This window comes from Croceibacterium aestuarii, assembly GCF_030657335.1.
GTDB classification, from domain to species: Bacteria; Pseudomonadota; Alphaproteobacteria; order Sphingomonadales; family Sphingomonadaceae; genus Croceibacterium_B; species Croceibacterium_B aestuarii.
In genome coordinates this window covers 3,003,693-3,020,146 of the sequence record NZ_CP131039.1, presented here as the reverse complement: position 1 = coordinate 3,020,146, position 16,454 = coordinate 3,003,693, and the positions used below count along the sequence as shown (strand labels likewise).

At 65.6% G+C, this 16,454-nt stretch carries 18 protein-coding genes; 13 read left to right on the top strand and 5 right to left on the bottom strand.

The features are described 5' to 3' along the window. The first annotated feature begins 85 nt into the window (after positions 1–85). From Q7I88_RS14990 to Q7I88_RS14950, 9 genes are all read left to right on the top strand, one after another. Positions 86–634 (top strand): DUF3617 domain-containing protein, encoded by a 549-nt coding sequence (locus Q7I88_RS14990; protein ID WP_305096709.1) that lies wholly within the window; start codon positions 86–88, stop codon positions 632–634. Continuing rightward, positions 622–1,152, top strand: a complete 531-nt coding sequence (locus Q7I88_RS14985; protein ID WP_305096708.1) for a DUF3617 domain-containing protein — start codon at positions 622–624, stop codon at positions 1,150–1,152. Before Q7I88_RS14990 ends, Q7I88_RS14985 begins: the two co-directional genes overlap by 13 nt. Positions 1,153–1,219: 67 nt before the next feature. Further along, on the top strand, positions 1,220–1,780 hold the full coding sequence (locus tag Q7I88_RS14980; protein WP_305096707.1) for a DUF3617 domain-containing protein: 561 nt from the start codon (positions 1,220–1,222) through the stop codon (positions 1,778–1,780). Between the two features lie 24 nt (positions 1,781–1,804). Next, on the top strand, positions 1,805–2,599 hold the full coding sequence (locus tag Q7I88_RS14975; protein ID WP_305096706.1) for an esterase/lipase family protein: 795 nt from the start codon (positions 1,805–1,807) through the stop codon (positions 2,597–2,599). A gap of 67 nt (positions 2,600–2,666) precedes the next feature. Continuing rightward, complete coding sequence (locus Q7I88_RS14970; RefSeq protein ID WP_305096705.1) at positions 2,667–4,097, top strand: circularly permuted type 2 ATP-grasp protein; 1,431 nt, start codon at positions 2,667–2,669, stop codon at positions 4,095–4,097. A 16-nt stretch (positions 4,098–4,113) separates the two neighbouring features. Continuing rightward, positions 4,114–5,058, top strand: a complete 945-nt coding sequence (locus Q7I88_RS14965) for an alpha-E domain-containing protein (protein WP_305096704.1) — start codon at positions 4,114–4,116, stop codon at positions 5,056–5,058. Positions 5,059–5,066: 8 nt separating this feature from the next. Beyond that, the gene (locus Q7I88_RS14960; protein ID WP_305096703.1) at positions 5,067–5,882 is read left to right on the top strand and encodes a transglutaminase family protein; all 816 of its coding nucleotides are present in this window, start codon (positions 5,067–5,069) and stop codon (positions 5,880–5,882) included. A 31-nt stretch (positions 5,883–5,913) separates the two neighbouring features. Beyond that, positions 5,914–6,672 (top strand): proteasome-type protease, encoded by a 759-nt coding sequence (locus tag Q7I88_RS14955; protein ID WP_305096702.1) that lies wholly within the window; start codon positions 5,914–5,916, stop codon positions 6,670–6,672. Between the two features lie 194 nt (positions 6,673–6,866). Beyond that, positions 6,867–7,580, top strand: a complete 714-nt coding sequence (locus tag Q7I88_RS14950; RefSeq protein ID WP_305096701.1) for a response regulator transcription factor — start codon at positions 6,867–6,869, stop codon at positions 7,578–7,580. 7 nt (positions 7,581–7,587) lie between these two features. Here the strand turns inward: Q7I88_RS14950 and Q7I88_RS14945 are convergent, their stop codons facing one another. Next, on the bottom strand, positions 7,588–8,271 hold the full coding sequence (locus tag Q7I88_RS14945) for an extensin family protein (protein ID WP_305096700.1): 684 nt from the start codon (positions 8,269–8,271) through the stop codon (positions 7,588–7,590). Positions 8,272–8,464: 193 nt separating this feature from the next. On the opposite strand from Q7I88_RS14945, the gene Q7I88_RS14940 reads away from it, so the two are divergent. From Q7I88_RS14940 to Q7I88_RS14930, 3 genes are all read left to right on the top strand, one after another. Beyond that, positions 8,465–9,625, top strand: a complete 1,161-nt coding sequence (locus tag Q7I88_RS14940; protein WP_305096699.1) for a phosphoserine transaminase — start codon at positions 8,465–8,467, stop codon at positions 9,623–9,625. A 129-nt stretch (positions 9,626–9,754) separates the two neighbouring features. After that, positions 9,755–11,341: a phosphoglycerate dehydrogenase gene (gene serA, locus Q7I88_RS14935; RefSeq protein WP_305096698.1), complete on the top strand. Its 1,587-nt coding sequence runs from the start codon at positions 9,755–9,757 to the stop codon at positions 11,339–11,341. 61 nt (positions 11,342–11,402) lie between these two features. Then, positions 11,403–12,521, top strand: coding sequence for an ATP phosphoribosyltransferase regulatory subunit (locus Q7I88_RS14930; RefSeq protein WP_305096697.1), 1,119 nt, complete (start codon positions 11,403–11,405; stop codon positions 12,519–12,521). On the opposite strand, the gene Q7I88_RS14925 is transcribed toward Q7I88_RS14930, so the two are convergent. The 4 genes from Q7I88_RS14925 to Q7I88_RS14910 all read right to left on the bottom strand — a co-directional run bounded on the left by Q7I88_RS14925 (position 12,518) and on the right by Q7I88_RS14910 (position 14,911). Continuing rightward, positions 12,518–12,823, bottom strand: coding sequence for a hypothetical protein (locus Q7I88_RS14925; protein ID WP_305096696.1), 306 nt, complete (start codon positions 12,821–12,823; stop codon positions 12,518–12,520). The genes Q7I88_RS14930 and Q7I88_RS14925 overlap by 4 nt on opposite strands. Further along, the gene (locus Q7I88_RS14920) at positions 12,820–13,032 is read right to left on the bottom strand and encodes a hypothetical protein (protein ID WP_305096695.1); all 213 of its coding nucleotides are present in this window, start codon (positions 13,030–13,032) and stop codon (positions 12,820–12,822) included. Before Q7I88_RS14920 ends, Q7I88_RS14925 begins: the two co-directional genes overlap by 4 nt. A 63-nt stretch (positions 13,033–13,095) precedes the next feature. Then, positions 13,096–13,884 (bottom strand): alpha/beta hydrolase, encoded by a 789-nt coding sequence (locus Q7I88_RS14915; RefSeq protein ID WP_305098624.1) that lies wholly within the window; start codon positions 13,882–13,884, stop codon positions 13,096–13,098. A gap of 211 nt (positions 13,885–14,095) precedes the next feature. Continuing rightward, positions 14,096–14,911: an aldo/keto reductase gene (locus Q7I88_RS14910; protein ID WP_305096694.1), complete on the bottom strand. Its 816-nt coding sequence runs from the start codon at positions 14,909–14,911 to the stop codon at positions 14,096–14,098. Between the two features lie 212 nt (positions 14,912–15,123). Here Q7I88_RS14910 and Q7I88_RS14905 point away from each other — a divergent pair, with 212 nt between their 5' ends. Then, positions 15,124–16,413, top strand: a complete 1,290-nt coding sequence (locus Q7I88_RS14905; protein ID WP_305096693.1) for an adenylosuccinate synthase — start codon at positions 15,124–15,126, stop codon at positions 16,411–16,413. Positions 16,414–16,454 lie beyond the last annotated feature (41 nt).

Here is a 16,454-nt window from a genome sequence, read left to right as displayed (position 1 = left end):
AGTGGACGGCCCGGTGCAATGCGTTGGCAGCGGCGAATGCGCTTGTTAGGGTCCGCCACCACGACCGCTACGACAGGAGTTCGCCATGCGCCGCACGTTTCCCATTGTCGCCGTATTCCTGCTGGGACTGGCGGGCTGTTCGGGCGGCGACGATGCCGATTCCGGCGAAGCGATGGATACCGGCGCGGTTGCCGAGCAGATGGACAAGGCGCCGGCCATCGAAGCCGGCCAGTACGAAGGACGTACCACGCTGCTCGAGTTCGAGATTTCCGGCTTGCCCGAGGCGCAGGTCAACACGCTGCGCTCGACGTTCGCCGACGAGCTCGAGAAGCCGACCAGCTTCTGCATCACCCCCGAACAGGCCAAGAACGGGCGCGAGGCCATGCTCCGCCAGATGGCCGAGAGCGATTGCTCGATCACCTCGCTCGATGCGACCGGCACCGGCATCAAGGGCGAGATGAACTGCAAGGGCAAGGGCGGTCTGAATGGCACCGTCAAGGTCGAGGGCACGAGTGCGCGTGGAACCTCGTCTATGACGCTCGAGACCGTCCAGTCGATCCCCGGAATGCCGGGCGAGGGCGCGCGGATGAAATGGCGCACCGATGCTCGCCGGGTGGGCGAATGCAGCGCCTGATCGCGGCGCTGGTTCTCGCGACCCTCGCCGGGTGCGAGGCGAAAGCGCCCGACGATCATGCGGTATTGGAGGAGGCGGGCAAGCTGGCGGAGCCGCTGCCCGGGCTCTATCGCAGCACCACCACGTTCGAGGGGTACGCGCTGCCCAACGCCGACGCCGAGGATGCACGCATCGTCCGCGAGCGGCTCGCCGGCCTCAGCCCGCAGGTGCGCGAATTCTGCCTCACCCCCGCCGATGCCAAGGGCGGTTTTCGCGAAATGTTGAAGTCGATGCAGGACGGCGACTGCACGATCGAGCGCTTCGCGGCGCGGCGTGAAGCGCTCGATGCGCAGATGCGCTGCACGATGAAGGCCGGCGGCAGTTCGCTGGTGACGATGACCGGCACGGCCGACCCGCAGAGCTCTCGGATCAAGCTCGAGATCGAGCAGATGAGCGACGCCATACCTGGCGGAGAGGCGCGGATGACCATCGCCATCGCCAACCAGCGCACCGGCGACTGTCCGCCGGACGGAAAGTGACGACGCTGGCAGGCCCATTGCGGCGGTGATAGACTGCGGCATCGCCTCGCCGACAGGGAGTTCCAGCATGCGTCGATCGACCCACACCGCCGTTATCCTGAGCCTGGCCCTCTGCGCCTGTTCGCAAGGCGGCGATGGGGGCGAGAAAGGAGCCCCGGCCGGCAAAGAGACCGTCGCCGCAAGAGCCGCCGACGGCCCGCAACTGCGGCCCGGTCTCTACGAGGCGAAAACCACGATCCTCGACTTCACCATGCCGCAAATGGCCGGAATGCCTGCAGGCATGGAAGACCGGCTCAGGGAATCGATGGCCGCCAACCTGGACAAGCCCCATACCTATTGCCTGACGCCCGACGAAGCGAAGCAGGGACGCGGGGAAATGCTCAAGCACCTGCAGGACGGGAACTGCTCGGTGGAGCGCTACGACGCCTCGGCGAGCAGTGTCGATGCGGCAATGCGCTGCGAGATGGCAGGTGGCATATCGAGCCACATCAAGGTCCAGGGGACCATGGACGGCGACAGCTCGACGATGACGATGGAATCGACCCAGATGATGCCCCAGATCGAGGGCGAGGGAATTCACATGAAAATGCGCGTCGACACCAAGCGGGTTGGCGACTGCAAGGCGTAGCGGCGAGGGGCCCGGAGCTGGCCGATGACGCGTGACGACTTCAACGAGGACCGCGCGCGGCGTGCCGGCGAGCTTTCCGGACCGACGCTGCGCGACATGATCGAGCGGCGTGTGGAGTTGCTCGGCCGCGAGGCGCCCGAAGACGCGCGCAGCCCCGCGCTCAAGCGCCTGTTCGGGGAAATCGCCGAGCTGGCCGAACCGGTGCGGCGGGCCTTCCAGCCTCCGATCGACGTCGCTCCGGCCACGCACAAGCGGGTGGTCATCCTGCTGCCCGGGTTCGGCACCCACCCGGTGCGCATGCGCTACATGGCACGCCAGCTCGAGCGCGCCGGACACACGGTCAAACGCTGGGGACTGGGCTTCAACCTCGGAGTTTCACCCGAGGTGTTCGAGGCGCTTGCGGAGCGCGTTCTCTCCGTCCGCGATCGCTACGGTCAGCCGGTGGTTCTGGTCGGGTGGAGTCTCGGCGGGGTATTCGCCCGCGAACTCGCCAAGCGCCATCCGGATGCTATCGCCAAGATCATCACCATGGGATCGCCGTTCTCCGGATCGCCTTACGACAACAACGCCTGGCGCATCTATCACCTGATCACCGGCCACGCGGTGGACCAGCCGCCGGTCGAGGCCGAGCTTTCGGTCAAGCCGCCAGTCGAAACGGTCGCGATCTGGAGTCCCCGCGACGGGATCGTCAGCCCCCGTGCATCGTGCGGTAAGCCCGGCGAGCGCGACCGCGCGATCGCTATCCGCTGCAACCATGTCGGCTTTCCCAATTCCCCCGACTGCATTCGCGCCGTCCTCAGGGAACTCGACGACGCCTGAGTCCGTTTGGTGTTAGGTCTTGGCGGCAGGCCCGGACAGTGCCATGCTGCATTGCAACAAGGGAATCATGAGCGGACCGGACGGGCCCAAATTCGATGAAATGCGTGCGGAGGACGGTGGCGTCCGCCCGGCATATGCCGAATATTGCGAGTGGCTCGACGCCCAGGAAAAGGGCTGGATGCGCCGCAAGGGTTTCGAAGCCGAGAGCTTTTTTCGCCGCACCGGCATCACCTTCAACGTCTATGGCGAGAACGATGCCGAAGAACGCCTGATCCCGTTCGACATGGTCCCGCGGATCATTACCGCGGGGGAATGGCGCCGCCTGAGTCGCGGGATCGAGCAACGGGTGCGGGCGCTCAACGCCTTCATGCACGACCTCTATCACCGCCAGGAGATCATCCGCTCCGGCCGCTTGCCCGAGCGGCTGTTTCGCAACAACGAGGCCTGGCTGCCGCAGATGGTCGGCTTCACCCCGCCCGGCGGGGTCTACACCCACATCGTCGGCATCGATCTGGTGCGCACCGGCCCGGACGAGTTCCTGGTGCTCGAGGACAATGCCCGCACGCCGAGCGGCGTCTCCTACATGCTCGAAAACCGCGAGACGATGATGGCGATGTTTCCGGAGCTGTTTTCGAAGATTCAGGTGGAGCCGGTCTCGAACTATCCGCGCCGGCTGGCCAAGAGCCTGGCCGCCTGTGCGCCCGAGTGCGCCGGCGAAAACCCGACGATCGCCGTGCTGACCCCTGGCATCTATAACTCGGCCTATTTCGAGCACGCCTTCCTCGCCGACCAGATGGGCGCCGAACTGGTCGAAGGCACGGATCTCAGGGTGATCGACGGCCGGGTGCAGATGCGCACGACCAGCGGCTTCCAGCCGATTGACGTGCTCTACCGCCGGGTCGACGACGACTACCTCGACCCGCTGACCTTCAATCCCGACAGCGTGCTCGGCGTCCCCGGCATCTTCGACGTCTACCGCGCCGGCGGCATCACCATCGCCAACGCACCGGGCACCGGAATTTGCGACGACAAGGCGATCTATGCCTTCATGCCCGACATCGTTCAATTCTACACCGGCGAGGCGCCGCTGCTGCCCAATGTCGAAACCTGGCGCTGCGCCGACCCCGACAGCCTCAAGTACGTGCTGGAGAATCTCCCCGATCTGGTGGTCAAGGAGGTTCACGGATCGGGGGGCTACGGCATGCTGATCGGCCCGACCGCCAGCAAGAAGGAAATCGCCGCCTTCCGGCATAAGCTGCAGGCCAAACCGCACAATTACATCGCCCAGCCGACTCTCTCGCTGTCGACGTGTCCGGTCTACACCAAGGCCGGTCTTGCTCCGCGCCACGTTGACTTGCGGCCGTTCGTGCTGGTTTCGCCCGAAGGCGTCGACATCACGCCCGGCGGGCTGACCCGCGTCGCGCTCAAGAAGGGTTCGCTGGTGGTCAATTCGAGCCAGGGCGGTGGGACCAAGGACAGTTGGGTGCTGTCGGACTGATGGCGGACGGGCGCGCATGCTAGGCCGCACAGCCAACAACATCTTCTGGATGTTCCGCTATCTCGAGCGCGCCGAAAATACCGCCCGCCTGCTCGAAGCTGCTCACCGGATATCGATGACCCGCGGCGGCGACGCGGCGAGCGAAGAATGGAAGTCGGTCATCGCCACGCTCGGCTTCCGCCCGGCTTACCAGGCGGTGTTCCCGGACTACAGCGCCGCGCATGTCTGCGACTTCGTGCTGCGGGGCAAGGGCAATGCCGAGAGCGTGATGTGGATGTTCGAAACCGCGCGAACCAACGCCCGGTTGTGCCGGTCGGCGATCACCGGAGAAGTCTGGGAAGCGGTCAACGAAGGGTGGATGACGCTGCATGACTTGCTCGCCCGCCCGGTGCGCGAGAGCAACCTCGGCACGGCGCTGGCGGCGATCCGCCGCGAATCGACCCTGGCGCGCGGCGCCACCCATGGTTCGATGATCCGCGACGAGGTCTACAGCTTCGCCCGGCTCGGTACGTTCGTCGAGCGCGGCGACAACACCGCGCGCATCCTCGACATGAAATACTACGTCCTGCTGCCGTCGATTTCCTATGTCGGCACGGCGCTCGATACCGGCCAGTGGGAACATGTGTTGCGCGCCCTCTCGGGCGAGCGAGCCTATCGCTGGCTCAACGCCGGGCGGATGGATGCGCGCTCGATCACCAACTTCGTCATTCTCGACGAACGTTTCCCGCGCAGCCTGGCATTCTGCTTCGACCAGCTACGCGAAAATCTCGCCTCGTTGGCCCTGCTCCACGGCGGGGAGGGGGAGGCCAACGTGCTGATCCGCGATGCCGACCAGACGCTGAGCCAGCGTTCCATCGACGATATCTTCGATCAGGGCCTGCACCAGTTCCTGCTCGAGTTCATTTCCACCAACCGCCTGATCGCCGAAAAGATCGGGCAAGACTTCCGTTTCATAGACTGAGCCCAGCCATGCGTCTCGCGATCCGTCACACCACCCGCTATCGCTACGAAGGACCGATCGTGCATGGTCTGCAGCGCTTGCGGCTGACGCCGAAGGAGACCCAAGGTCAACGAATTGTCGACTGGACCATGGAATACGAAGGCGCGCACGAGCAGCTCCACTACGACGACCAGAACTTCAATCACGTCACTCTGGTGGCGGCGGACGAGGACGTGTCGGAGGTTGTCGTCACGTGCCGCGGCACCGTCGACACGGAGGACAGCGCCGGTGTCATCGGGCACCATGCCGGGCACCTGCCGCTATGGGCGTTTCTCGCGGAAACCCCGTTGACCAAGGCCGGAACCGGCGTGCGCGAGCTCATCGCCGAAGTCGAGCGCAGCGAAGGGGGTATGGTCGAAACGCTGCACAACCTGTCCACCACGATCCGTGACAGGGTCGAATACAAGACCGGCACGACCAACATCGACACCACCGGCGAAGAGGCCATCGCGCTCGGTTGTGGGGTATGCCAGGATCACGCCCACATCTTCATCGCCGCGGCGCGGGCGCTGGAAATCCCGGCGCGCTACGTCAGCGGATATCTGATGATGGACGACCGGATCGAGCAAGAGGCAACGCATGCGTGGGCGGAAGCTTTCGTGCAGAACCTCGGCTGGGTTGGCTTCGACATCTCCAACGGCATCAGTCCCGACCCGCGCTACGTCCGTGTCGCCACGGGACGCGATTATCGCGACGCGGCGCCGATTACCGGCATTAGCTACGGCGCCGCTACGGAAAACCTGCATGTGGACCTTGCCGTGGAGCAGCAGGTGCAGGAACAGTAGCCGTCTTTGACGTTGGGCGAGGTGTAGATTCGTGACGTATTGCGTGGGAATGGTCCTCGATCACGGGATCGTGCTGATGAGCGACACCCGGACCAATTCGGGCGTCGACAACATTTCCGTGTTTCGCAAGATGTTCCACTGGTCGGTGCCGGGCGAGCGCATCATCTCGGTGATGACGGCGGGCAACCTGGCCACCACGCAGGCGGTCATCAGCCGGCTGGAGGAACGCAGCAAGGCGCCGGATGAGCGTTCGAACTCGCTGTTGGAACTTCCGACCATGTTCCAGGTCGCCGTAGAGACCGGCAAGCTGCTGCGCGAGACGGTGCAGGATACCCAGGCCGAAAACGGCGAACAGGGCAAGGGCCGCTTCACGGCGTCGCTGATCGTCGCGGGGCAGATCAAGGGCATGGAGCCGCGGCTGTTCATGATCTATCCCGAAGGGAACTTCATCGAGGCCAGTTTCGACACGCCGTTCTTCCAGATCGGCGAGACCAAGTACGGGCGCCCCATCCTGATCCGCGGCTACGATCGCAATATGAGTTTCGAGGATGCGGTGAAGTTGCTGATGGTCAGCTTCGATTCGACCCTCAAGGCGAATCTTTCGGTCGGCCTGCCGCTCGACATGATGGTAATCGAACGCGACATCTACGAACCCGCGCACGAACAGCGCATCGAGGCGACCGACGAATACTTCCAATCGGTCTCGAGCGGCTGGAGCGACGCTTTGCGTACTGCATTCCATTCACTGCCGAACTATCATTTCGAGAAAACCGAGGCGGAATCGGCCTGATTTAGGTAGACGCACCTAGGTGTGAAACCTGTAGGGTAATCGGCGGTTAGGGCTTCTACTGATATTGCCTCCACTCTGGAGGTAATTTTGCGACCTTCTCAAGTCCATAAACCGCACAGCGCGCCCCCACTAAGCCTCCGTTTCCGAGGCTTGCGTGCGTTACACTTGGTGAGGGGCTGAGCATGCCCGTTTCCATGGAAACGCGTATTACCCTTCACATCGTCGACGGCGACATGCGCTCGCGCGCCGAACAGGCGCGCACTGCCTTCGCGCTCGGGCACCATGCCGAGGTTTACGACGATCTCGACGAACTCTTGGCGCGGCCGCCGCAGCGCGGGGTGCTGCTCCTTCGCCAGCGTTCGGTCGACGAAACGCTTGCCGACCTGCTCGACCGATTGGGCGACAGCGGCATCTGGCTGCCGGTCATCGTCTGCGCGTCGGAACTGCTGCTCGAACGCGTCGTCTCGGCGCTCAAGCACGGCGCGCTCGACTATTTGCAGTTGCCGCTCGAAGCCAATCGCCTGGCCCAATCGCTGACCACCGTCATGCGCGAGGCGAGGGCGCACAGCGCGGCACGGCAGCGGCTCACCTATGCCCGAGAGAAAATCGCTACATTGAGCCGGCGCGAGCGCGAGGTGCTCGAATGGTTGGCGGAAGGCAGCTCCAACAAGCAGATTGCGCGCGAGCTCGAAATAAGCCCGCGCACGGTGGAAATTCACCGCTCCAACATGATGACCAAGCTGGGAGCCAACCACGCCGCCGAAGCCGTCCGGTTGTGGCTCGAGGCGCGGCTCGATCATGTGATTTCCGTGCCCGACCTCGTCGAGCAGGAAACGTGGCTCGATGCTCTCGGCGAACGGGACAGGGGCGAAACCACTCATCCCGCGCGACGCTCGCGTCCGGTCTGAACGGTGCTCAGCGGCAGAACGCGCTCCCCTCGACCACTTTCTCGAGATGGAAGTGATCCTGGTGCGCGGCATTGTACGCGGGGCCCAGAACGGTGCCGAAGCGCTTGCAGGCGCTTTCGTGAACCACGCGCAGGAATTGCCGCTCCGCGCTTGAACCACCGTTCCAACCCTGCTTCACGCTGATGCGGCGTCCATCCTCGAGAACGAACGCGGCAACGTCGATCGCGTCTGCGGTGGCATGGGCCGAAAGTCTGCCGCTGCCGGCAACGTTGCGGCACGAATAGCTGCCGAATGTCTCGATCGCGCGGACCGGTCTGCCGAGCAGCTGTCGCGCGGCGCGGTCCACGCCGTAGCGCGCCCAGCCGGCGAAGGTTTCGGCCACGTTGCAGGTTACGGGGCCGATGTTGGCCAGCGCGATCTGGTCCTGATCGGAACGCAGGCTGGCGAGCTGCACCGTGCCGACGGTGCTGCAGCCCCCTCCAAAATAGCGGTCGGGCAAGGGCGTGAAGCTGGCGCGCGTCAGGCCGAGCTCGGAAAGGCACTGGCGCACGGGCGGGGCGTTGGAAATGCGCGGCGCAGCGCTGGCGACCTGCCGTGCCGAGTTGCCCGCTCCACGCTCGCCCCCCTCGGGCAGGACCGAGCAGCCCGCGAGGGCCAGCAGCGAAACGAGCGTGAGAGCGGTGCGCGCCATGCGCTCGAGTTTGCCGAAGGTTTGGTTAATTTTCTCCTAATTTTCTGTTCGTCCAACCCGTATCCGCAACGTTTCGCCCGACCGGTATCCGCTGCAACTTCATTGGCGCTTGACTCAATCCCGCGCGGGCCTAGTTCGCCCCTCGGGCCACGCGGTCCCAACGCCGCGCGAGCTCTCTGCAAGGAGAGAATACATGACTGAACAACCGAAGCTCCGTCCGGAGCGTCCCTTCTTTTCATCCGGACCCACCTGCAAGCCGCCCGGCTGGTCGCTCGACAAGATCGACACCAAGTCGCTCGGCCGCTCGCACCGCTCGGCATATGCCAAGGGCCGGCTCAAGTACGCCATCGACCTGTCGAAAGAGCTGCTCGGCGTGCCCGAGGACTACCTCGTGGGCATCATGCCCGGCTCCGACACCGGCGCGCTCGAATGCGCGATGTGGACCATGCTCGGCGCGCGCCCGGCCACAGTCGCAGCCTGGGAAAGCTTCGGTAACGTCTGGATTCAGGACGCGGTCAAGCAGCTCAAGCTGAAGGACCTGACCGTTCTCGACGCCGACTACGGCGAAATTCCCGACCTCGGCTCGATCCCGCAGGACAACGATGTCGTCTTCACCTGGAACGGCACGACCTCCGGCGCCAAAATTCCAAATACCGACTGGCTCGCCCCGGGCCGCGCCGGCGTGACGATCAACGATGCGACCAGCGCCGTCTTCGCGATGGAGATGGACTGGGCCAAGCTCGATGCCACGACTTACTCGTGGCAGAAGGTCATGGGCTCCGAAGCGCAGCACGGCATGCTGATCCTCGGCCCCAAAGCGGTGGAACGGATCGAGAGCTACGATCCCGAGTGGCCGCTGCCCAAGCTGTTCCGCCTTAAGAAGGGCGGCAAGATCAACCGTTCGATCTTCGAAGGTGCGACCATCAACACCCCATCGATGCTCGCCACCGAGGACTACATCGTCGCCCTCGAGTGGGCCAAGTCGATCGGCGGGCGCGAGGCTATGTTCGAACGCGCCAACCGCAACGCCAAGACGGTGACCGACTGGATCGAGTCGACGCCGTGGCTGCGCAATATGGTGTCCGATCCCGCCAAGCGGACCAACACCGGGGTGTGCATGGTCTTCCAGGGCGACTGGTACGAGAGTCTTTCCGCAGAAGAGCAAGCGGCCGTACCGAAGAAGATCGCCTCGACCCTCGAGAAGATGGACGTCGGCTACGACTTCAACGGCTATCGCGATGCCCCGCCGTCCTTGCGCATCTGGTGCGGCGGCAGCCTCGAGCAGGAGGACATCGCGCGTCTCCTGCCGTGGATCGAGTGGGCCTACGAAGAGCTCAAGGAAGGCCGGCTCTAAGGCGCCTCGCTGCGCTAGCCAATTGCGTCACCCCGGCCTTGAGCCGGGGTCCCGCTTCCCTTTTTTAGCCCGCGTCAGAAAAGCGGGATCCCGGGTCAAGCCCGGGATGACGAATTCAAGGAATTCGACATGACCAAGCCCAAAGTCCTCATTTCCGACAAGATGGACCCTAATGCCGAGCGCATCCTCAAGGAGCGCGGCTGCGAGGTCGATGTCATAACCGGCAAGACGCCCGAAGAGCTGAAGGCGATCATCGGCCAGTACGACGGCCTCGCGATCCGCTCGGCGACCAAGGTGACAAAGGAAATCCTCGACGTCGCGCCCAACCTTAAGGTCGTTGGACGCGCCGGCATCGGGGTCGACAACGTCGACATTCCGCATGCCTCGTCGCGCGGCGTCGTCGTAATGAATACCCCGTTCGGCAACTCGATCACCACCGCCGAACACGCCGTTGCGCTGATGATGGCGCTGGCCCGGCAGATCCCCGAGGCCAACGACCAGACCCAGGCCGGCAAATGGCCGAAGAACGCCTTCATGGGGGTAGAAGTCACCGGCAAGACCCTGGGCCTGATCGGGGCCGGCAACATCGGTTCGATCGTCGCCAGCCGGGCGCTTGGCCTGAAGATGAAGGTCATTGCCTACGATCCCTTCCTGACCGAGGAGCGGGCGATCGAGATGGGCGTCGAGAAAGTCGACCTCGAAGCGCTCGTCACTCGGGCCGATTTCATCACGCTGCACACTCCCCTGACCGACGAAACGCGCAACATTCTCAGCCGCGAACGGCTCGAGAAGACCAAGCAGGGGGTGCGCATCGTCAACTGCGCGCGCGGCGGCCTGGTCGACGAGGTGGCGCTCAAGGACCTGCTCGATTCGGGGCACATCGCCGGCGCCGCGCTCGACGTCTTCGCGGTCGAGCCGCCGCCTGCGGACCACCCGTTGTTCGGCACGCCGAACTTCATCTGCACCCCGCACCTCGGCGCCTCGACCAGCGAAGCGCAGGTCAACGTCGCGTTGCAAGTGGCTGAGCAGATCGCCGACTACCTGGTGAACGGCGGCATCACCAACGCGCTCAACGTGCCTTCGCTGAGCGCCGAGGAAGCGCCCAAGCTCAAGCCGTACATGGGCCTGGCGGAGAAGCTCGGCAGCCTCGTGGGCCAGCTCGCTCACGGCAACCTGACGCAGATCAGCATCGAGCGCTCGGGGGCCGCGGCGGAGCTCAACGGCAAGCCGATCGAGGCCGCCGTGCTGTCGGGCCTGATGAAGCACTATTCGCAGAGCGTGAACATGGTCAACGCGCCCTATCTCGCCAAGGAGCGCGGTCTCGATGTGCGCTCGGTGCGGCACGAGCGGGAGGGCGTTTACCACACGCTCCTGCGCGTCACCGTGGCGACCAGCCAGGGCGACCGGTCGGTCGCCGGGACGCTGTTCGGCAGCGAGGCGCCGCGGCTCGTCTCGATCTTCGGGATCGGCATCGAGGCCGATCTCGCCGGGCATATGCTGTATATCGTCAATGAGGACGCACCCGGTTTCATCGGCCGGATCGGCAGCCTGCTCGGCGAGGCCGGCATCAACATCGGCACTTTCCACCTCGGGCGGCGCGACGCCGGCGGCGAGGCGGTGCTGCTGCTCTCGGTCGATCAACCGATCCCGCAGGATCTCATCGAGAAGGCCTGCAAGTTGCAGGGCGTGAAGACCGTCAAGGCCCTGGCGTTCTGAGGCAACTCCCCCTTCGTCATCCTCGCTTTCGCGGCGATGACGAAGGGGGTAGGGGGCATCCATGACCGACCCGACCCGCGACCTGTTGCCCGAAGGGCTCGAAGACCGTCTGCCGCAGAGCACGGCGGTCGCGACGCGCGTCGAGCAGGCCGCGCTCGCCGTGCTCGACTCCTGCGGCTACGACCGGGTGCGCCCGCCGCTGATCGAATTCGAAACCTCGATGGCGACGCGCATGGACGGCGTGGCGACGCGGCGCATGTTCCGTTTCGTGGATCCCGAAAGCCTCCGCACGTTGGCCCTCAGGGCCGACATGACGGTGCAGGTCGGCCGCATCGCCGCCACGGGTCTCGCCCGCGCGGCGCGGCCGCTGCGGCTGTGCTACGCCGGGATGGTGGCGCGCATTGCCGGAGACCAGCTCGACCCGCGGCGCGAGGCGTTACAGGTCGGTGCCGAGCTGATCGGCAGCGACAGCGTCGCGGCGGCGGCCGAGATCGTCGAGCTGGCGATTGCCAGCCTCGAAGCCATGGGGGCGAGCGGGATTTCGGTGGATTTCACGCTCCCCGATCTGGTCGACACGCTGGCGGCAGAGGAATTCCCGCTCGAGGCCGGGCAGATCGCCGCGGTGCGCCGCGAACTCGATGCCAAGGACGCGGGCGCACTGCGCGCGGCGGGCGGGGAAGCCTACCTGCCGCTGCTCTACGCCGCCGGGCCGTTCGAAGAAGCGCTGGCCAAGCTTGCCGGTTTCGATGGCAGCGGCGCGCTCGCCAGCCGGATCGACGGGCTCAAGCAGATTGCGGCACGCGTTGCCAGCCGGGCGCGGCTGACGCTCGACCCCAGCGAACGCCACGGGTTCGAGTACCAGACCTGGTTCGGCTTCACGATCTATGCCGAGGGCGTGCGCGGGACGATGGGCCGCGGCGGGACCTACCGCATCGGCGGCAGCGACGAACCGGCGACCGGTTTTTCGCTTTATCCGGAGGATCTTGTCGACGCGGTCAAGGCGAGCGAGCCGCAGCGCAAGGCGGTGTTCCTCCCGCTCGGCCACGATGCCGAAGCTGCGGCGCAGCTGCGGGCCCAGGGCTGGCGGACCGTGGCCGCCCTTTCGGGCAGCGACGACGCGCAAGCGCTGGGTTGCACACACGTTCTGACCGGCGCTTCGGTCCACCCGCTCGGCGGCTAAATTCGCCGGCGCCCGCGCGCGTGACGGACGGGGGCCGAGGGCGGGCTGAGATGGGCAAGCACTGCCGGATGGAGCGCCGCTTCGAACTCGATCCGCGCGAACCGCGCACTCAAGGGTCGTACTCGGCCGACCACCCGCATGCCGCAGCCGAAGCGCAGGGTTGCCCGGTCCCCGTCGCTGAGGAACCCGTTGCCGGTCTCGATCAGGCAACCGCGCTCATCAAGCGCCGACACCGCCGCCTCGCAGCTATGTCCGCGAGTTCTGCAGACGACACCAAGTCCGCCGGAATCGGCCACCGTCATACGGTGTCTCCCCACGTGAAGCGCGGCGGCACCGGCAATTCTCGCGAACGTTGACGGTAGGTCCAGCGCAGACGCTCGTCGCGCCGGATTTCTTCGTAGGTAATGACATGGGCAAGGGGCGCGCCGAAGAAGAACATTTGTTCGGAAGGCCCGGAGAGCGGCGGATCTTCCGGCGCGGCCCCAGGCTGATCGATTGGCTTGGAAATCATGCCCGGAATACAGCCGAATTCGCTCTCAGGTTCCCGGGTCCGGACAATTTTTAGAGTTTAAAATCAGTTAATTGATCCCGCTCCGTCAAACACGCTGGCGAGCCAGCGGTCGACCAACGGCGTGGCGGGATAGTCGGCCTCGCCCAACCTCCGGTTGATTTCCGCGTGTCCGCGCAGGCCGCGGCCGGGCAGACCCTCGATGCTCACCACCGTGCCGGCCTGGCGCAGGGCGTCGGCCAGGGCGCGCGACTGGGCGACGCCGTCCTTCCGCTGGACGTGAAGGATGAGGAACGCCCGGGCATTCGGCGCGCCGGCGTGGGCGGTCGGCGAAAGCGCCAGCTGCCGTTTCGGGTCGGTGCCAAAGGCCTGCTCGTAGGTCTTGCCCATCAGCAGCGCGTTCTCGCCCATCTGGTCGGGCACATCGTAGGCGGCGCCATCGAGCGCGATCACGCCGCGAATCTGGTCGAGCGTCAGCCCGGCGCGATTAAGCCAGGTGGAATCGGTCCCGACCAGGGCGACGAGATGGGCGCCCGCGGAGTGTCCGACGAGCACGATGCGGGCCGGGTCGAAACCCAGCTGGGCGGCGTTGCTGCGCAGGAAGGCGATGGCGTCTGCCACGTCCTGCGCCTGATCCTCCACCCTTGCGGCGGGCACCAGCCGGTAGTTGAGCGAAGCGACGGCGTAGCCTTCGGCCTGCCAGTCGGCAAGCTTGGCCGAACCTTGCATCATTGCCTTGTCGCCGCGCTTCCAGCCGCCGCCGTGGACATAGACGACCAGCGGGGCATCCGCCCGCGAACCGGGCCAGTAATCGAGCTGCTGCAGCGGATCGGCGCCGTAAGCGAGGACCTGCATGCTGGGCACGCGCCGCGCGGCGGAGCTCTCTTCCGGTTGCAAGGCGGCCCAGGCGGCGTCGGCCACGACTAGCGAGGAGGCGGACGCGAAAAACAGGCTGGCGGTGAGAGCGATGACGTGCACGGCGCAACTCCTGCTCGGCCCCCGCTGAACTCCTTCTGACTGCGCCAGGGCGACCCGTCCAGTCGCCAATTGTCGTGCTTTGTCGCCGTCAGTCGAATTTTGCCGGATCTGGCCCCATGCGCCCTTCGGGTGTGTCGAGCGCGTCGATCCGCGCCATCTGGCTTTCGTCCAGCGCAAATCCGAGGGCGGCGAAATTGGCTTCCATGTGCGCCCGGCTGCTGGCCTTGGGAATGGCCGCGAGTCCGTGCTGCAGGTGCCAACGAAGGATCACGGCGCTGGGCGGCTGGCCGGCCTCGTCGGCGATCGCCCGGACCGCTGGATTGTCCATTCCTCCGCCTTGGCCGAGCGGCGACCAGGACTGGGTCGCGATCCCGAGCTCTTCATGGACCTTGCGCAGCTCGCGCTGCTGAAAACTCGGGTGCAATTCGATCTGGTTGAGCGCCGGGACCACGCCGGTTTCGTCTTTCAGCCGGCGCAAGTCCTCGGCGCGAAAGTTCGAAACCCCGATCGACCTCGTCAGGCCGGCCTCGCGCAGTTCGATCATCGCCCTCCAGGTCTCCAGGTAGGAGTCCTTCTTGGGGCATGGCCAGTGGATCAGCAGCAAATCGACGTGGTCGCGCCCGAGTCTGTCGAGGCTGCGCTGGGCGGCCTCTTTGGCACTCTCGAACCCCTGATCGTCGTTCCAGATCTTGGTCGTCAGGAACACAGCGTCCGTACCCTTGAGACCCGCGCCTACTCCCTCCTCGTTGCGGTAGATCGCGGCCGTATCGACCAGCCGGTAGCCCACATCGAGCGCGGTCTTCACCGCCTCGGCCGCCATGTCGTCATCGATCTGCCAGGTTCCGAAGCCGAGTTGCGGCATCGTGCGGCCATCGTTGAGGGTTAGAGTGGGTTGATCGGTCATACGTGTCTCCTTCCTCTGTCCAATCGGAGGGAGCCGCGATGTTTCCCGATTCTCCGGTATCGACCTGAACCGTGCCCCGCTTGACACTGCGCCGCCGCTGCCGATAGGGCGCGCTCCGCATCGGGGGCCGCGAGGCCCTGTAGTCCAATCCGTTCGCCGAGTCCTGTCGAAGGGCGAACCGGACCCACCCTGGCAGGTGGAGAGCTGTACCCATGGCCAACGTCACCGTGATCGGCGCCCAGTGGGGCGACGAAGGAAAAGGCAAGATCGTCGACTGGCTGGCGAGCCGGGCGGACGTTGTCGTGCGCTTCCAGGGCGGGCACAACGCCGGGCATACGCTGGTCGTCGGCAACACCACCTACAAGCTCTCGCTGCTCCCCAGCGGTATCGTTACCGGCACGCTGAGCCTGATCGGCAACGGCGTGGTGCTCGATCCCTGGGCGCTCAAGAACGAGATCGAGCGGCTCGAGGGACAAGGCGTCTCGATCACCCCGGACAACTTCGGCATCGCCGACAACTGCGTGCTGATCCTGCCGGTTCACCGCGACCTCGACGTGTGGCGTGAGGCGGCGGCCGGCAAGGGCAAGATCGGCACCACCGGGCGCGGCATCGGCCCGGCTTACGAGGACAAGGTCGGGCGCCGGGCGATCCGGGTGTGCGACCTGGCCCATCTCGACGATCTAGAACCGCAACTCGACCGCCTGTGCGCCCACCACGACGCCCTGCGCGCCGGGTTCGACGAACCGCCGATCGACCGCGCGCGCCTGCTCGCCGACCTGACCGAGATCGCCCCGTTCGTGCGGCAGTTCGCCCAGCCGGTCTGGCGCCGCCTCAACCAGGAGAAGAAGGCCGGCAGCCGCATCCTGTTCGAAGGCGCGCAAGGCGTGCTGCTCGATATCGACCACGGGACCTATCCCTTCGTCACTAGCTCCAACACGGTGAGCGGCACCGTGGCGAGCGGATCGGGCCTCGGCCCCGGCGCGGCGGGTTTCGTGCTGGGCATCGTCAAGGCCTATACCACCCGCGTCGGCTCGGGCCCGTTCCCGACCGAGCTCGACGATGCCGACGGCCAGCGTCTCGGCGAGCGCGGCCACGAATTCGGCACCGTCACCGGCCGCCAGCGCCGCTGCGGCTGGTTCGACGCGGTGCTGGTGCGCCAGTCCTGCGCCATTTCGGGCGTGACCGGCATCGCGCTGACCAAGCTCGACGTGCTCGACGGGTTCGACACGCTGAAGATCTGCACCGGCTACAAGCTCGGCGGCGAGGTTGTCGACTACCTGCCGTCGAACGCCGCCGACCAGGCCGCCTGCGAGCCGGTCTACGAGGAGATGGACGGCTGGAGCGAAAGCACCGCCGGCGCGCGCAGCTGGGCCGAACTGCCGGCGCAGGCGATCAAGTATATTCGCCGCATCGAGGAGCTGATCGAGTGCCCGGTGGCGAGCGTTTCGACCTCGCCCGAGCGGGACGATACGATTCTGGTGCGCGATCCGTTCGAGGACTAACGGCGCTTCAACCTTGACCTGATCGCGTTTTGTTCGCATCC